The 16,749-nt window shown below is 71.7% G+C and carries 13 protein-coding genes; 4 read left to right on the top strand and 9 right to left on the bottom strand.

Features of this window, described 5'->3' with window-relative positions; all coding sequences use genetic code 11:
* The first annotated feature begins 37 nt into the window (after positions 1-37).
* Positions 38-709 carry a YoaK family protein gene (locus P8A18_RS00905; RefSeq protein WP_371933750.1) on the top strand — a complete coding sequence of 224 codons (672 nt, stop codon included), beginning with the start codon at positions 38-40 and terminating at the stop codon, positions 707-709.
* A gap of 118 nt (positions 710-827) precedes the next feature.
* Here the strand turns inward: P8A18_RS00905 and P8A18_RS00910 are convergent, their stop codons facing one another.
* Positions 828-1,091, bottom strand: a complete 264-nt coding sequence (locus P8A18_RS00910; protein WP_306050783.1) for a type B 50S ribosomal protein L31 — start codon at positions 1,089-1,091, stop codon at positions 828-830.
* A gap of 403 nt (positions 1,092-1,494) precedes the next feature.
* On the opposite strand from P8A18_RS00910, the gene P8A18_RS00915 reads away from it, so the two are divergent.
* On the top strand, positions 1,495-2,940 hold the full coding sequence (locus tag P8A18_RS00915; RefSeq protein ID WP_306050784.1) for a PP2C family protein-serine/threonine phosphatase: 1,446 nt from the start codon (positions 1,495-1,497) through the stop codon (positions 2,938-2,940).
* Between the two features lie 87 nt (positions 2,941-3,027).
* Here P8A18_RS00915 and P8A18_RS00920 read toward each other — a convergent pair whose 3' ends face one another.
* The gene (locus P8A18_RS00920) at positions 3,028-4,524 is read right to left on the bottom strand and encodes a DNA-binding protein NsdB (protein ID WP_306050786.1); all 1,497 of its coding nucleotides are present in this window, start codon (positions 4,522-4,524) and stop codon (positions 3,028-3,030) included.
* Positions 4,525-4,755: 231 nt separating this feature from the next.
* On the opposite strand from P8A18_RS00920, the gene P8A18_RS00925 reads away from it, so the two are divergent.
* Positions 4,756-5,892, top strand: a complete 1,137-nt coding sequence (locus P8A18_RS00925) for an aminoglycoside phosphotransferase family protein (RefSeq protein WP_306050788.1) — start codon at positions 4,756-4,758, stop codon at positions 5,890-5,892.
* An 87-nt stretch (positions 5,893-5,979) separates the two neighbouring features.
* Here the strand turns inward: P8A18_RS00925 and P8A18_RS00930 are convergent, their stop codons facing one another.
* Positions 5,980-7,311: an N-acetylmuramoyl-L-alanine amidase gene (locus P8A18_RS00930; RefSeq protein WP_306050790.1), complete on the bottom strand. Its 1,332-nt coding sequence runs from the start codon at positions 7,309-7,311 to the stop codon at positions 5,980-5,982.
* Between the two features lie 389 nt (positions 7,312-7,700).
* On the opposite strand from P8A18_RS00930, the gene P8A18_RS00935 reads away from it, so the two are divergent.
* A complete protein-coding gene (locus P8A18_RS00935) occupies positions 7,701-9,926 on the top strand; it encodes a terpene synthase family protein (protein ID WP_306050792.1) in 2,226 nt (741 codons plus the stop codon).
* Here the strand turns inward: P8A18_RS00935 and P8A18_RS00940 are convergent.
* From P8A18_RS00940 to P8A18_RS00965, 6 genes are all read right to left on the bottom strand, one after another.
* A complete protein-coding gene (locus P8A18_RS00940) occupies positions 9,902-12,136 on the bottom strand; it encodes a glycoside hydrolase family 95 protein (protein WP_306060613.1) in 2,235 nt (744 codons plus the stop codon). The two genes, P8A18_RS00935 and P8A18_RS00940, sit on opposite strands and share 25 nt — an antisense overlap.
* Positions 12,137-12,429: 293 nt before the next feature.
* Positions 12,430-12,930 carry a hypothetical protein gene (locus P8A18_RS00945; protein ID WP_018550733.1) on the bottom strand — a complete coding sequence of 167 codons (501 nt, stop codon included), beginning with the start codon at positions 12,928-12,930 and terminating at the stop codon, positions 12,430-12,432.
* Positions 12,931-13,040: 110 nt separating this feature from the next.
* Positions 13,041-13,448 carry an ACT domain-containing protein gene (locus P8A18_RS00950; protein ID WP_306050797.1) on the bottom strand — a complete coding sequence of 136 codons (408 nt, stop codon included), beginning with the start codon at positions 13,446-13,448 and terminating at the stop codon, positions 13,041-13,043.
* Positions 13,449-13,594: 146 nt separating this feature from the next.
* Positions 13,595-14,761 (bottom strand): thiolase family protein, encoded by a 1,167-nt coding sequence (locus tag P8A18_RS00955; protein WP_306050799.1) that lies wholly within the window; start codon positions 14,759-14,761, stop codon positions 13,595-13,597.
* Positions 14,754-15,806, bottom strand: a complete 1,053-nt coding sequence (locus P8A18_RS00960) for a thiolase family protein (protein WP_306050800.1) — start codon at positions 15,804-15,806, stop codon at positions 14,754-14,756. Before P8A18_RS00960 ends, P8A18_RS00955 begins: the two co-directional genes overlap by 8 nt.
* Positions 15,807-16,748 (bottom strand): Zn-ribbon domain-containing OB-fold protein, encoded by a 942-nt coding sequence (locus P8A18_RS00965; protein ID WP_306050802.1) that lies wholly within the window; start codon positions 16,746-16,748, stop codon positions 15,807-15,809.
* Position 16,749 lies beyond the last annotated feature (1 nt).

The following is a 16,749-nucleotide window of genomic DNA, read 5'->3' on the forward strand; positions in this document are numbered from 1 at the left end:
CGAGGGGGCGGGGGCGGCGCACGGCCACCTCGCGCTGTTGCTGCTGTCGGCTGCCTCCGGGGCGGCGGACGCCTTCGTCTTCATCTGCGTGGGACAGGTCTTCGCCGGGGTGATGACCGGCAACCTCGTGCTGCTGGGCGCCTCGGCGGTCGGGGCGGGCGAGGAAGGCGTGGCGCTGCGTGTGGTGACCGCGCTGTTCTCGTACGGCTGCGGTGTGGCCGGGGCCGCCGTCGTGGGTGAGCGGGTGTGGCGGCGGATGCCGGTGATGCTCCTGGCGGAGGTGGTGCTGCTCGCGGCCGGGGCGGCGCTGTGGGCGGCGCGGCTGATCACGTCGGACACGGACCGGCTGGGGCTGCTGGCGCTCATGGGGCTCGCGATGGGAATTCAGGGGCGGGTGCGCGCCACGCCCACGAACTACTTCACCGGCACCCTGACCTCTCTCATCGGCCGGCTCGCCGTGGGCAGACGGCACGACGGCGACGGCTGGGTGGCGGGGCGGCTGGCCGCCGTGGTGGCGGGGGCCGCGCTGGCGGCCCTGATGGTGCGACTGTGGCCCGCCGCGGGAGCCGTGGCACCCGCCGCGCTCGCCGGGGCCGCGCTGCTGGCCGGGACGGTGGTGGGGCGCGGGCAGGGTGATGCCGCCGGGGCCGGGGAGCCGGGCAACGGGAAGCCCCGGCCGGATCGGGGGAATCCAGCCGGGGCGGCTTGAATGTGGGCGCTCAGGGCGTCATCCACATATAGGTGAACGATAAACCACCGCGCACTGTTCCCGGCCATCCCTGCCCCAAACTGTGATCCAGGGCACGACGCGGGGCGCGCGAGGGGCTTCACGCCCCCTGGGAGGACGTCTCGCCGCCGTAGCGGCGGTTGAACCGCTCGATCCGGCCGGCCGTGTCCAGCACCTGCTGGGTGCCGGTGTAGAACGGGTGGCTCGCCGACGAGGTCTCCACGTCGATCACGGGGTAGCTGCGGCCGTCCTCCCACGTCGTCCGCCGGTCGGAATCGGCGGTCGAGCGGGTGAGGAAGGCCGTCCCGGCGGCACGGTCGCGGAAGACCACCGGACGGGAGACGGGGTGGATTCGTGACTTCATGGGCATCCTCTCCGGACTCGTGGACCACGACCCGCCCCCTTTACGGGAACGGGATTCGTTTTCGTTCCGCCCCGTACAACACGAGGGCACCCGCCCCCATTCCCACCCCTCCGCACCCGCCGCACCCCGGCAGCCGCATATGCCACGACGCCCGGCGCGCGCGCCGCGCGAACACGGCGCGCGTGCGCCCGCCACCCCCTCCACGCCCCCGCTGACTTGCACCAACCACCGCCAGCAGCAAGGCTGTTCGAAAAATATGGGCTACAGTCAGCCGCTGGCATATGCCAGATGCAAGAACGCGTCGAGTGTTGCCAAATCACTTACGGGCCTCTTCCGGCTGTGCGAAAGTCGTATGCGGTCCACCCTTCAGAACTGGTTGTGCCGCCCTGTATCGGAGTACGACATGCCGTCCCCCCTCTCCGCGGACCGCCCCGCCCCCCAGCCGCCCGAGCGCGATGCCGTCGATGCGTTGATCCATCGGACGCGTCGACTGCGCGGCGATGTGGACGCGGTGCGGCGCGATGCCGTGCGCATCGACGAGGACGATCCGCAGATGCGCTGGCAGCGCGCGCTCTGCGACCTGGCGGTCCACCACCTCGACGATCTCGGCACCCACCTCGGACAGCTCAAGGAGGGCCTGCCCGCGGAATGCGCCGGCCCGCCCGCGCGTACGAGCGAGGAGGACGCCGCCGACGAGCCCGCCGGCTCCCTCATCGGCCGGGTGGGCAGCGCCGAATGGAATCTGCTGACCGACGCGGTCAGCTGGTCCGACGAGCTGTTCGGAATCTTCGGCCGTGCCCCGGAGGCGGGCGGTCTGTCGCTGGACGACCTGCCGTCGACGCTGCTCCCCGAGGACCAGCCCTTACTCACCGCGCTCGTGACGGACTGCCTGGTGGACGGCAAGCCGATAGACGGCGAGTTCCGCATCACGCACACCGACGGGCGCATCCGCACCCTGCACATGACGGGCGAACCCGTGCTCGACACGGACGGCTGCACCGCATCCATGTGGGCGGTCATCCGGGACGTCAGCGCACTGCGGCGCAGCCAGCAAGTGGTGCGCCGCACGCACGACTCCCTGCGGCGCGAACAGCACATCGCCAGGGCCGAGCGCCGGATCGCGGTGGAGCTGAAGGAGGCCGTGCTCCCCCCGTGGCAGAGCTCCCTGCGGCTCCCGGACCACGGCCCCGGCACCCTGGACATCGCCGCCCACTACCTCCCGTCGGAGACGAGCGCCCTGGTCGGCGGCGGCTGGTACGACGCGATGGAACTGCCGGACGGCAGGACCCTGCTCACCGTCGGCGATCTGACCGGCCACGGCATCCAGGCCACCTCCGCGATGGCAGTGGTCCTGGGCGCCCTGCGCGGCATGGCGGTGGCCGGCATCGAGCCCGGGGCCCTGATGGGCCACCTCAATCAGTTGCTGGAAACCTCCATTCAGCCCGCTCTGGGCAGTGCCGTGTGCTGCCGCTTCGACCCGGAGACACGCACCCTCGACTGGGCACAGGCCGGGCATCCCGCGCCACTGCTCTTCCGCGACGGGACCGGGCGCCCGCTCCCCCCACCGGACGGAGTGCTGCTCGGAGCGGCCTCCGAAGTCGCCTACGAGCAGGACGACGTGCGCCTGCTGCCCGGCGACGTGCTGGTGCTGCACACCGACGGACTGGCCCGGGACAGGGCCGACGGGCGCGGCGGCGCGCACCCGGGCACTCGGACGCTGCTCGCCCTTGCACCACGCTTCAGCCGGGCCCGTTCGGCGCAGGAGTGCGTCCGGGCCGTCGTCGAGGAGTTCGGCGGGGCCGAGCGACTGGACGACGCGGGTGTGCTGATCGCCCGCATCGGGGCATAGCGAATCAGCGGCGGACCTCGCCGAGGCGCCGACGGATCAGCTCGCGTCGTTCATGGACCTGCGGGACTCATCCGGCCCCGGAGCTCATCAGATCTCCGCACTCCTCGGTTTCACCACGCGGTTCTTCTGGGGGAGCGAGAGCTGGATCTCCTGGCGCAGGTCCTCGATCTTGGCGTAGCCCGCGAACTGCCCGGTCAGCCGGTACATCTCGCGCAACCGGTCCCAGGTCCGGTGGGAGGAGGTCTCCCCCATCGTGACCAGGGCGAGCCGCGCGTAGCGGTCGGCCTGTTCCGGGTCGTCGGCGATGAAGCAGGCCGAGGCGAGCGAGATGTAGTCGAAGATCTTGGACCGCTGGCGCCCGTTGACCCGCAGTTCGAGCGCCTGCTTCGCGTGACGCTGGGCGATGGTCGCCGCCGACGGATCGTGCTCGGCGAGCGTGCGGAAGGCCAGGGCCTGCATGCCGTGCATGTCGGCCTCGTCAAACATCTGCATCCAACTGGGCGGCGGCACGTCGCTCTTGTCCGAGACGAACAGCTCCTCGGCCCGGCCGAGGGTGCGCCGCATGGCCTGGCCCCGGCCCATGGACGCCTGCGCCCACGCCTCGATGGTGTACAGCATCGCCTGGGTGCGCGGCAGGACGTTCTCGCCCGAGCCGGACTTGGCGAGCTTCATCAGGTCCAGCGCGTCGTCGGGGCGGCCCAGGTGGACCATCTGACGGGCCGCGCGGGACAGTGCCTCGCCCGCGCGCGGGCGGTCGCCGCCCTCACGCGCCGCGTGCGCGGCGATGACGAAGTACTTCTGGGCGGTGGGTTCGAGGCCGACGTCGTGGGACATCCATCCCGCGAGCACGGCGAGGTTGGCGGCCACGCCCCACAGGCGCTTCTGGAGATGGTCGGGGTGGCGGTAGGCGAGCATGCCGCCCACCTCGTTGAGCTGGCCCACCACCGCCTTGCGCTGGAGACCGCCGCCCCGGGAGGCGTCCCAGGCCCGGAACACCTCCACGGACCGCTCCAGCGCCTCGATCTCCTCGGAGCCGATGGGAGCGGCCTCGTACCGGTCGAAGCCGGCGGGGTCCGCGTGTACGGGATCGCCGGCGCGAGGGGCGTCGGCGGCCAGTACGGGGTCGGTGTGCAGCCAGTCGTGCATGGGGCCGGCGATGGTGGAGCCGGCGGCGAGCGCGGCGCCCGCGCCCACCAAGCCGCGTCGGTTGAGCATAAGGTCCATTCCCGTGAATTCGGTGAGGACCGCTGCCGTCCGCTCGGGCGCCCACGGGAGTTGGTCGGGATTGTCCTGCGTCCCGGCCTCTCGCCGCTTCCCCACACGCCCGCGCCGGCCGAACCCGAGGTCCTCGATGGTCACGACACGGCCGAGCCGCTCGGTGAACAGGGCCGCCAGCACCCTGGGCACGGGATCACGGGGGGACTCCCCCATGTCGATCCAGCGCCTCACGCGCGAGGTGTCGGTGGCCAGTTGCGGGTGGCCCATGGCCGCCGCCTTCCGGTTCACCATTCTCGCGAGTTCGCCCTTGGACCAGCCGGCTAGGCCGAACAGGTCGGACAGGCGGGTGTTGGGTTCTCCGGTCACGTCAAGCCCCCAGGTTCTCGGCTGTGTTGACAGTAACCCCGCGTCAGATGCCGTGCGACTATTCGCCAGGGTTCGCCAGGGTGCGCCAGATGGTCCACTACCCGCGCGCCGGTGTCAGGTAGGAAAGCGCAACCCCGCCCGGCAGCCCTAGGTACTCCCCAGGGTGCCGAACGGCCGCCGGCCGGGGCGGCGCACGCAACTTGTCGGCGCGCGAAGGGATCTGTCTCGCCCATGTACACAGCATCGTCCTCCGTGTCCGCCCCGCCCCGGCCGCTGCGTCCCATCGGAGCGGGCGGCGGACCGTACCTCGACCCCCGCGCCACCGTCCCGGCGCCCGGCATCGGCCGGCCCAGGCGCGCGGCGGGGCCGGGTACCCCCTCGCTCAGCGGGCGGCTGGACCTGTCGGGCCCGCAGGGCGCCCAGCTGCGGATGGTGATCGCGTCGGTGCACCGGATCTGCCCGGAGTTCAACCCGGTGCAGGTGCTGCGGCGCAGCGGGCGTTCGGTGCTGCTCGTCGGCTCGACGGGGCGGGCGACGGCGGTCGCCAAGTGCTTACTGGACCACTCCCCCGAGTGGTCGGAGCGATTCAGGCACGAAATAGCGGCATACCGGGCGTTCGTCCGGCACCGTCCGCCGGTCCGGGCTCCCCGGCTCATCGCCGCCGACCCCGAGAACTGCACCCTGGTCATCGAGCGGATGCCCGGCCGGGTGGCGGCGCTGACCCGGCATCCGTCCGAGGCGCCGCCCCGGGCGGATCTGCGGGCGGTGCTCGGGGCGATCGCCCGGGTCAACGCCTGGCGTCCGCCGACGGGTCTGTTCGACAAGCCGCTGGACTACGCCGCGCGGATCACCCGCTTCCATGAGCTGGGCCTCTTCACCGACCGGGACCTGGGTGATCTGCAGAAGCTGCTGCACGGCCTCGCGCACGCGGGGGGCCGGCACGGCATGAGGCAGTTCTGTCACGGGGACGCGCTGCTCTCCAACATCCTGCTGTCGCCCACCGGTCCGGTGCTGGTGGACTGGGAGCACGCGGGCTGGTATCTGCCGGGCTACGACCTGGCGACGCTGTGGACCGTACTGGGCGACGCGCCGGTGGCCCGGCGCGAGATCAGCAAGCTGGCCCAGCTGGCGGGCCCGGCGGCGCGGGACGCGTTCCTGGTGAATCTGATGCTCGTGCTCACCCGGGAGATCCGCACGTACGAGACGGCTGTGCAGCGGGCCATGCGGGACCCCGGTCCCGCCCGGGCGGGGCACGACCGGCCGGGCGCGCTGTCGCCCGGCGAGGAGCAGCGGCTCCTGCTGCGCCGCCTGCACGACGACTGTGCGATGGCCCGGAGCGCCGTGCGGGCAGCGGTCGGCACACGCTGACCCGCCCCACGGGGCGCGCCGCGGGTCCGGTGCCGACACACCGGGTCCGCGGCGCGCTGTTGTGTGTTCCCGCCCGCTTCGCCCGTCTCAGCGCGCGCGGACGATGTTTACGTCGGATGCCTTCACGAAGGCGACGCGGTGGCCGATCTGGACGGTCACGTACTTCTGCCCGCCCTGGAAGTAGGCGTGGTCCAGGGGGTAGGAGGCGTCGATCGTCGGCGCGTAGAAGAAGCCGGTGGGGGCCTGGCCGCCGCCGGGGTAGGACTGGCCGGCCTTGATGGTGTACTGGAGCGGCGCTCCCACCCGCTGGTCCGCGAAGTCGGCCGGGTACTCGGACTTCTCCGGGTACGCCACCCCGTACACCGGCACCTCGGCCCTGCCCGCCTTCGGGCGTACGACATAGCCGGAGGTGGGGGTGGTGGTGCGGGTGTGGGCGGGCGTGCGGAACCAGGCCTTCTCGCCGTACCACCAGATCGCCGTCCAGCCGGGTGCGTGGCCGGCCACGACGGCTTGCTGGGTGGCGCTGATCTTGCTGCCCCAGTCCGCGGCGCAGTTGGTGCCGGGCGATCCGTCGGGGTGGACGCCGGGGTCGGAGAAGAGGGGCGCGTCGTCGGAGGGCGCCGTGTGCAGCGGGACGGCGCTGGACCCCTGGACCGGGAGGTCGACGTTCTTCTCGCAGTCGCGGAAGGCCTGCTTGTTCTGCTTGAACGCGGGGCTGACGGTGACCAGTCGGCTGTTCTTGCGGGCGGTGGGCACGGTGGGCTTCCCGAGGAGCGCCATGAAGCGGTTCCAGTCCCAGTAGGTGCCCGGGTCCCAGTGCATGTTCTGGGTGCCGGCGGCGCTGGTGGGCGGGACGCCGTCGTGGCCGATGATGTGCTGGCGGTCCAGTGGGATGTCGTACTTGGCGGCGAGGTAGCGCACGAGGGCGGCGGTCGAGCGGTACATCTCGGGGGTGTACCACGTGGCCCCCTCGACGGCCACGCCTTCCTGCTCGATGCCGATGGAGTGGCTGTTGACGTACCAGTTCCCGGCCTGCCAGGCGACGTCCTTGTTCTTCACCATCTGCGTGACGTGCCCGTCGGCGGACCGCACCACGTAGTGGGCGGAGGTCTGCTTCAGCGGGTTCTGGAAGATCTTCAGCGTGGTGTCGAAGTCCTCTTCGGTGTCGTGCAGCACGATGAATTTGATCTTGTTGCTGTGCGGCCGGTCCGCGGTGTCGTAGTTGCCGTACGTCTCCTTGTCGGCCGGGTCGCCGGTCTGCTGGTAGGCGGCGGGGACCCAGTCGCAGGCGAGGCCGCGCGGGCACTCGGGCCGCACGCCGTCGGCGCCGGCCTGTGCGGCGGGGCTGAGCAGCGCGAGGCTGAGCGCTCCGGCGGTGGTGAAGGCGAGTGCGAGCCTGGTCCTCTGCTTGGACGTCATGACAACCCTTCGTCGAGCCTGGTGCTCCGGAGCCGTGCGTTTCGAGATGCGTGCATGTTCCGATCCCGCTGTTGGTGGTGCGCGCACACTCTGTGACCTGAGGTGAAGGGGCGTCAAGAGCGAAACGGACGCCGTGTGTTGAGCCACTGGACCAGACCACTGACAGGGCCTGTGACCTGCGAAGGGCGGCGAGCTCCGGGTGTCTGACGGTGGCGCGTTACCGGGGTTTTACGAGGGGCGGGGCTCGTCCCCGTGTCCCTCGAACGGGCGCTCTGCGGTGTGACTAATTGCGGGTGTGCGTGCCCCGAACGGCCGAAGGGTAGTGCTGGCGCCGACAGGACCGATACGCGTGACGTTCACGCGGTGGCTCTCGGAAAGGCCGGACGCACATGCCTCAGCCGTTCACCCTGCCGGATTTCTATGTTCCGTATCCGGCGCGTCTCAATCCCCATGTGGAGGAGGCCCGACAGCACACGAGGACGTGGGCGCGGGCCATAGGGATGCTGGAGGGGTCCGGTATCTGGGAGGAGAAGGACCTCGAAGCCCACGACTACGCGCTGTTGTGCGCGTACACCCATCCCGACTGCTCGGCCGAGGCGCTGTCGCTCGTCACGGACTGGTACGTGTGGGTCTTCTTCTTCGACGACCACTTCCTGGAGTTGTTCAAGCGCACCCCGGACCGGGAGGGCGGCAAGCGCTACCTGGACCGGCTGCCCGCGTTCATGCCGATGGAGCGCGGCGCGCCGACGCCCGAGCCGGAGAATCCGGTCGAGGCGGGGCTCGCGGACCTGTGGGCGCGGACGGTGCCGGCGATGTCGGACGCGTGGCGGGTCCGGTTCGCGGAGTCGACGAGAAACCTGCTCAACGAGTCGCTGTGGGAGCTCGCCAACATCAACGAGGGCCGCATCGCGAACCCCGTCGAGTACATCGAGATGCGCCGCAAGGTGGGCGGGGCCCCCTGGTCGGCGGGTCTGGTGGAGTACGCGGCGGGGGCCGAGGTACCGGAGGCGGTGGCCGACGAGCGGGCGCTACGGGTGCTGCGCGACGCGTTCTCCGACGGTGTCCATCTGCGCAACGACCTCTTCTCCTACCAGCGCGAGGTGGAGGACGAGGGCGAGAACAGCAATGGCGTGCTGGTCCTGGAGCGCTTCCTCGACTGCTCGACGCAGGAGGCGGCCGAGGCGGTGAACGATCTGCTGACGTCCCGGCTCCAGCAGTTCGAGAACACGGCCCTGACCGAGCTGGGTCCCCTGTGCGCGGCGAAGGGCCTGGACCCGGCGCGGACGGCGGCGGTGCTCGCGTACGTCAAGGGCCTCCAGGACTGGCAGTCCGGCGGCCACGAGTGGCACATGCGCTCCAGCCGCTACATGAACGACGGCGGGGCCGCCGGGGCCGAGCCGGGCTTCGGGATGGCGGCGGCGTCCATCCGGTTCACCCGCCGCTCGGAGTCCGCCAGGCTGCGTGACCACAGCCATGTGCCCTACCAGCACGTGGGCCCGTCCCTGCTGCCCGACTTCGACCTGCCGTTCGGCACGACGCTCAGCCCGCATCTGGAGGGGGCCAGGGAGCGGATGGTCGTCTGGGCCGACCGGATGGGCATCCTTCAGCCGCAGCCCGGGGTGCCCGGTTCGCACATCTGGGACGAGGAACGGCTGCGGGCGATCGACCTGCCGCTGTGCGCGGCCGGTATCCACCCGGACGCGACGCCGGACGAGCTCGATCTGTCGTCGGGGTGGCTGGCCTGGGGAACGTACGGCGACGACTGGTTCCCGGTGGTCCACGGGCGGAGCCGGGACCTGGCGGGGGCCCGGCTGGCCAATGAGCGCCTGTCGCTGTTCATGCCGCTGGACGGGAGCGCTCCGCCGGAGCCCGTCAACGCGCTGGAGCGCGGGCTGGGCGATCTGTGGCAACGCACCGCCGGGCCGATGGACGACGCCGGCAGGCGGGCGTTCCGCAAGTCGGTGGAGGACATGACGGAGAGCTGGCTGTGGGAGCTGGCGAACCAGGCGCAGAACCGGATTCCCGACCCGGTGGACTACGTCGAGATGCGGCGTATGACGTTCGGCTCGGATCTGACGATGAGCCTGTGCCGGGTCGGGCACGGCAGGAAAGTGCCGCAGGAGATCTACGAGAGCGGTCCGCTGCGCTCCCTGGAGAACGCGGCCGCCGACTACGCGGCCCTGCTGAACGATCTCTTCTCGTACCAGAAGGAGATCGAGTACGAGGGTGAGGTGCACAACGGTGTGCTGGTGGTGCAGAACTTCTTCGGGGTGGACTACCCGACGGGGATGGCGATCCTGTACGACCTGATGAAGTCGCGGCTGCGGCAGTTCCTCCATGTCGCCGAGCACGAACTGCCCGTCCTGTACGACGATTTCGAGCTCGACGCCGAGGCGCGGGAGACCCTCGCCGGCTATGTGCAGGAGCTGAAGCACTGGCTCGCGGGCATTCTGATCTGGCACCGGGGCTGCCGGCGCTACCGCGAGGAGGATCTGCGGCGCGGCACCGGCGCCCCGTGGCACCTGAGCGGTCCCACGGGGCTCGGCACTTCGTCGGCGCAGGTGGCGGCGCTGTTCGGTCAGCTGTCGGGTCAGCTGTCCGGGGTCAGCGTGTAGCGCTGTCCGGCGCGGGCCCTGATGACCTTCTCGCCGCTCGCGAACAGCGTGGAGCGGACGGTCGCTGCCCGGGTGCGGCTCGCCGTGATCACCGCACGGCGGGCCGCGCCCCGGGCCCACTCGATATCGACGGTGAATCCTCCCCGTGCGCGCAGTCCGCGCACCGATCCGTCCGGCCAGCCGGCCGGGAGGGCGGGGAGGATGTCGATGGTGTCCTGCCCGCTCTGGAGCAGCATCTCGGCCATGCCCGCGGTGGCACCGAAGTTGCCGTCGACCTGGAACGGGGGGTGGGTGTCCCAGAGGTTGGGCAGCGTGGAGTCCTTGAGCTGCTCCGCGAGCATCTTGTGGGCATGGTCGCCGTCCCGCAGCCGGGCCCAGAAATTGATCTTCCAGGCCTTGGACCAGCCGGTGCCCCCGTCGCCCCGGGCGCCGAGCGTGACCTCGGCGGCCTTCGCCCAGGCGGTGCCGGGTTCGATCCGGCGGCCGGGGTGGAGGGCGAAGAGGTGCGAGACGTGGCGGTGGGTGTCCGCCGGGTCGTCCAGGTCGGTCTTCCACTCCTGGAGCTGGCCCCAGGACCCGGTCCGCAGTCCGGGGTCGAGGCGGTCCAGTGCGGTTTCGAGCCGGCTGCGGAAGGCGGGTGCGTCGCCGAGGGTGCGGGCGGCCTCCAAGGTGCTGGTGAGCAGGTCGTGGACGATCTGCTGGGACATCGCGGCCCCGGCGGTGAAGTCCCCGTGCTCGGGCGAGTAGCTGGGGGTGACGACGAGGAGGCCGTCGCGCGGGTCGGTGCGCAGGTTGGCCAGCCAGAATTCCGCGGCCTCCTTCATCGCCGGGTAGGCGGTGGAGCGCAGGTAGTCGGTGGAGCCGCTGAAGCGGTAGTGCTCGTACATCTGCTGGGTGAGCCAGGCGGCGGCCTCGGGGAACCAGAAGGCGGTGGACCAGTCGTGGACGCCGGTGAAACCGTAGGGGTTGGTCTCGTTGTGCACGACCCAGCCGGCGGTGCCGAACATCTCCTTCGCCGTTCGCCGGCCGGGTTCGCGCATGGCCTGGACGTAGCGGTCGTAGGGGGCGGTGGTCTCGGCGAGGTTGGTGACCTCGGCCGGCCAGTAGTTCATCTGGAGGTTGATGTTGCTGTGGTAGTCGGCCGACCACGGCGGGGTGGTGGAGTTGTTCCAGACGCCCTGGAGGTTGGCGGGCAGTGACCCGGCCCGCGAGGAGGCGATCAGCAGGTAGCGGCCGTACTGGAAGAAGAGCGCTTCCAGGGCCCGGTCGGCGGCGCCGGGGCCGCCCGTGTACCCGCTGAGGAGCTGGTCGGTGGGCAGGTCGGGGAGCTGCTGGCCGACGTCGAGCACCACCCGGTCGAACAGGGCGCTGTGGTCGCCGGTATGGGCGGCCCGGACCTCCTCGTACGAGGTCGCGGCGGCCGTGTCGACGGCCGCGGTGACCCTGGCGTGCGGGTCCTCGCCGCGGTAGCCGGGGTAGGTGTCCGCGTAGTCGGTGCCGGCTGCCAGGAAGAACCAGGCCTGGTCGGCTCCGGCGACCGTGAGACTGCCGTCGGCGCCGGCGGTGACCGTGCCCGAGGTGGTGCGGACCCGGATCTGGGCCTCGAAGCGCAGGCCGTTGTCGTCCAGGGCGCCGCGCACGGTGAGCCGGTCGCCGCTCGCGGTGGCCGTGAAGTCGTCGCGCGGCGAGGTGTGGCGCAGGGTGAAGGCGACCTGTCCGGGGCGGTCCGCGGTGAGCCGCCCGCCGATGACGGCGCCGGGGTGGGAGGCGAAGTACTCCCGGGTGTGGACGGTCCCGTCCTGGGTGTAGGTGACGGTGGCGAGCGCGGTGCGCAGGTCCAGGGAGCGCCGGTAGGAGGCGTCTGGGGCGGCCGGTGCGCCGGGGATGTCGAGCCGCAGCTCCCCGAAGACCTGGTAGGCGCCGTAGCCGCGGCGGGCCTGGCCGAGCGCGGCGGCCACCTCGTCGGGGGCGAGGGACCCCTCGGCGTCGAGGCGTTCGCGCACACCGTCCAGGGCGCCGGGTCTGGGGGCGGTCCAGTTGCCGAAGTCGTATCCCTCGGCGGAGCCCGGTCCGCCGGTCCACAGGGTCTTCTCGTTGAAGGTGAGGCGTTCGGAGGCGAGCGTGCCCCAGATGTTCGCGCCGAGGGCTCCGCAGCCGATGGGCAGGGTCTCCCGCTCCCAGTCGGCGGCGGGGGCGCGGTAGTGGAGCACCGGGTCCGGCAGCGGCTCGTCGGCTCGCCGCCGGTTCCCTGATTCATCGGAGGTACCGGCAGCGGCCGCGGTGCCGGAAAGTGTGGGAACTCCCAGCGCCAGCGCACTGGTTGCCCCCATGACCGTCTTCACTGTGGTGCGTCGCGTCATCCCGGATGTCATGCCGGATGACGCTAGACGTCCGATGACTGACCGGACAAGGCACATGACAAAGCGGCCTCTTGGACAGAGGCCGCGTGCAGTTGGACAGAAGTGGGATCACCGGGCCGGGCGGCCCGGTGACGGCGACCGGGTCAGCCCTGCTGGAAGAGTTCGGCGGGCAGCGGCTTCAGGAGGGTGTAGAGGTCGTCCGTGATCGGCCGGTCCCAGCTGGCGATGGTGACGAGCACACCGTCGCTGCGGTCGAACTGGACGCAGGAGATCCGGCTTTCGGAGAGCTTCACGCGGCGCACGATGAGCAGGTTGTCGCCCTGCATCACGGGCATGTCCTCGGTGCCGGTGACCTCGACCGGTTCGTCGTTCTCCAGGGCGAGGAGCAGCTGGGCCACCTCGAAGGGGACCTGCCCCTCCTCGGTCTCGCGCGCGGGCGAGCCCTCCGGCAGGTTGCCGATGATCATCGCGGGGCCGCGGCCGCCGAAGAGGTCGTAGCGCAGGAACACACCCTGACAGCTGCCGTCGGGGGCGGGCAGCAACCCGGCACCGAGGTTTCCGGGCCAGTCACCGGGGTCCATGGCCAGGACGTCGAAGTCGGGGCCCGCGGGCGTGGCGGCACTACGGCGGCGGAGGAAGGACATGCAGACATGTTACGTGTCCTGGCTCACCTCGCCGAGCCGGGCCCGGGGAGGCACCGCGGCCGTGGCACACCACCCCGGTGCGCGGTGGTGTGCCGTACGCGGTCGCGCCGTCACCCGGTGTGTGACTCCGCCGCCAGCCGTTCCAGTACGGTGACGGCTTCGGCGGCCCGTTCGTAGGGCACGAAGAGGTGGTCGTGGTGGAAGCCCGCCACCACGTTGCAGCTGATCCCGGCGTCGGTGAGGGCGAGCGAGACGGCCGCGGTCAGTCCCACGGCCTCCAGTGCCGAGTGCACCCGCAGGGTGATCCAGCCCGCCGCATAGGTGTAGGGCAGCCCGGCCGCCGCGGCCTCCGCCTCGGGGAGCACCAGGGTGAGCCCCTCGGTCTCCCGGACGGTGACGACGGGTGCGACGGCGCCGGGCAGGACACCGTCGGGCGCGGTCGCGTAGACGTAGCGGCCCGGACGCAGCTCGGGGCGCAGGTTGCTCAGCAGGACTCGGAGGTCTTTCTCGGCTGTCACCCCCACCACGCTACCCACGGGGTGCGGCGCCGCTCGTGGTGGCGTGCGACGCGGGCGCGGCGGCCGCCCGGCCGGGCGGGTGACCTCCCTCACCAGCACGGATCGGGGCAGCCATGGGCCTCGGCCGCGCGCCCGGCGGGTCCGGGTCAGCCGGGCGGTGGTTCGGCGCCCACGAGCCACATGGAGAAGAACTGCGCCCCGCCGCCGTAGGCGTGGCCGAGCGCGCGTCGTACGCCGTCCACCTGGTGCTCGCCCGCCTGCCCGCGCACCTGGAGCGCCGCCTCGGCGAACCGGATCATGCCGGAGGCGCCGATGGGGTTGGCGGACAGCACACCGCCCGAGGGGTTCACCGGGAGGTCGCCGTCGAGTTCGGTGGCGCCGGCCTCGGTGAGTTTCCAGCCCTCTCCCTCGGCGGCGAATCCGAGGTTCTCCAGCCACATCGGCTCGTACCAGGAGAACGGCACGTACATCTCGACGGCGTCGATCTCCCGGCGCGGGTCGCTGATTTTGGCCTGCCGGTACACATCGGCGGCGCAGTCCCGGCCGGCCCGGGGCGAGACGAAGTCCTTGCCGGCGAAGAGGGTGGGTTCGCTGCGCATCGCTCCGCCGTGCATCCAGGCCGGCGGATGCGGTGAACGCGCCGCCCCCGTGCGGTCGGTGAGGATCATCGCGCAGGCGCCGTCGGAGGACGGGCAGGTCTCGGAGTAGCGGACGGGGTCCCAGAGCATGGGTGCGGCCTGGACCTTCTCCAGGGTGATGCCGGGGTCGTGGATGTGTGCGTACGGGTTCTTCAGGGCGTTGCGCCGGTCCTTGTACGCGACGAGGGAGCCGACCGTGTCCGGGGCGCCGGTCCGGCGCATGTAGGCGCGCACGTGGGGGGCGAAGAAGCCGCCCGCACCGGCCAGCAGCGGCTGCTGGAACGGGATGGGCAGCGACAGGCCCCACATCGCGTTGGACTCCGACTGCTTCTCGAAGGCCAGGGTGAGGACGGTACGGTGGACCCGGGCGGCGACGAGGTTGGCGGCGACGAGCGCGGTCGAACCGCCGACCGATCCCGCGGTGTGGACCCGGAGCATGGGTTTGCCGACCGCGCCGAGGGCGTCGGCGAGGTAGAGCTCCGGCATCATGACGCCCTCGAAGAAGTCGGGTGCCTTGCCGATGACGACGGCGTCGATGTCCGCCCAGGTCAGGGCCGCGTCCTGGAGGGCGCGCAGGGCTGCTTCGCGGACGAGTCCGGCGAGGGAGACGTCGCGGCGGGCGGCGACGTGCTTGGTCTGGCCGATGCCGACGACGGCCACGGGCTCCTTAGGCATGTGCGCTCTCCCCTTCGAGTACGGCGACCAGGTTCTGCTGGAGGCAGGGCCCGGATGTGGCGTGGGCGAGGGCGCGGTGGGAAGCCCCGCTGTGGATGCGGGCGGCGGCCTCGCCGAGGCGGATCAGCCCGGCCGCCATCAGCGGGTTGGCGGCGAGCGCGCCGCCCGACGGGTTGACCCGGACGTCGTCGCCGAGCCCGAGCGCCTTGCGCAGCACCACTTCCTGGGAGGTGAAGGGGGCGTGCAGTTCGGCGGTGTCGACGGGCCGGTCGAAGACCCCGGCCCGTTCGGCGGCGAGGCGGGTCGAGGGTGACTCGGTGAGCTCGCGCACGCCGAGGCCGTGGGCCTCGATGCGGTGGTCGATGCCGCGGATCCAGGCGGGCCGCTCGCACAGGGCGCGGGCGGTGTCCCCGGCGGCGAGGATCACGGCGGCCGCTCCGTCACCGACGGGCGGGCAGTCGCCGGTACGCAGCGGCCGGACGAGATAGTCGCCGGCCGGCACGGGGCCGCTGAGCTGGGCGTGCGGGTTGGCTTCGGCGTCACGCCGGCTGCGGGTGGCGATGGCGGCGAGCGCGGCCTCGTCGGTGTCGCCGGCGTCGATGAGGGCCTGTGCCTGGAGCGCGGCGACGGCGACGGAGTCGGGCCAGAGCGGGGCGGTGTAGTACGGGTCGAGCTGGCGGGTGAGGACGTCGCGGACCTGGCCGGGCGAGGACTTCCCGTACGCGTAGACGAGCGCGGTGTCCGCCTCACCGGTCTGGATCTTCACCCAGGCCTCGTACAGGGCCCAGGCTCCGTCCGCCTCCACGTGGGACTCGGAGATCGGCGGGTGGGCGCCGACCCCGTCCAGGGCCATGGTGAAGGAGAAGGCGCGGCCCGCGAGGTAGTCGCTGGAGCCGGAGCAGGTGAAGCCGATGTCGCCGGTCCTGAGCCCGGTCGCGTCGAGGACCTGGTGCAGGACGGGCATCAGCATCTCGACTTCGGAGAGTTCGTCGGTGCGCCGCAGATGGTCGCTCTGTGCGAACGCGACGATGGCTACGTCCCGCATCTAGACCAGCTCCCTGTACGTGTCGTAGTCGGCGTCGGGCTCGCCGGCCGGCCGGTAGTGGTCGGGGTGGCGACTGCCCTCGGACCACACCGGTTCGACGCGCAGCCCCATCCGCACCTGGTCGTACGGGATGCCGCCGATGCGGGCGTGCAGGGCGAGGTCGGCGCCGTCCAGGGCGATGTGCGCGTAGACGTAGGGGACCTCGATGTCGAGGTTCTTCGCCTTGATGTTGACGACGCAGAAGGTGGTGACCGTGCCGCGCGGCCCGACCTCGACGCGTTCGGCGGTGGCGACCCCGCAGGTGGGACAGGCGCCGCGCGGCGGGACGTACACCTTGCGGCAGGAGGGGCAGCGTTCACCGACGACGCGCCGGCCTTCGAGCGCTTCGAGGTAGGCGCTCTGGGCGCGTCCGGGTGAGTAGGTGTAGTCGAGTCGGGCGGGTGTGACGATGCCGGTGACGGGGTCGGCGAACGTGCCGTCGTGCGGGGCGGGCGTGCCCGTTTCGCCGTCGTGCGGTTCGAAGCAGGCGATGTCCGTGATGGCGCCGGTGCGGTCCTGGGCCCAGCGGACGCGTACCCGCATCCCGGTGCGCACGGCGTCGGGGCCGGGTGCGTCCAGGACGTGCAGGAGTGCGGTGTCGGCGCCGTCGAGCCGTACGAGGACCCAGGCGAAGGGGGTGTCCAGGGGCTGGTCGCGGCGGGGCTCGGGGTTCCAGGCCCAGGTGGTGACCGTGCCGGTGGGGGCGACCTCGACCAGGTCGCGGATCTCCTCGGCGGTGACGGGGTCGTACTCGACGGGCGGGACGAGGGTCCTGCCGTCGGCGGTGCGGACGCCGAGCAGGGTGCGCTCGCGCAGCCCGGTGAGGAAGGCGCTCTGGACGGGGCCGAGGGAGCGGGTGAAGGGGAATTCGACCACCAGCGGAGCGCTGAGGATGTCGGGCACG

Origin of the sequence: Streptomyces sp. Mut1 (assembly GCF_030719295.1) — a bacterium.
GTDB classification, from domain to species: Bacteria; Actinomycetota; Actinomycetes; order Streptomycetales; family Streptomycetaceae; genus Streptomyces; species Streptomyces castrisilvae.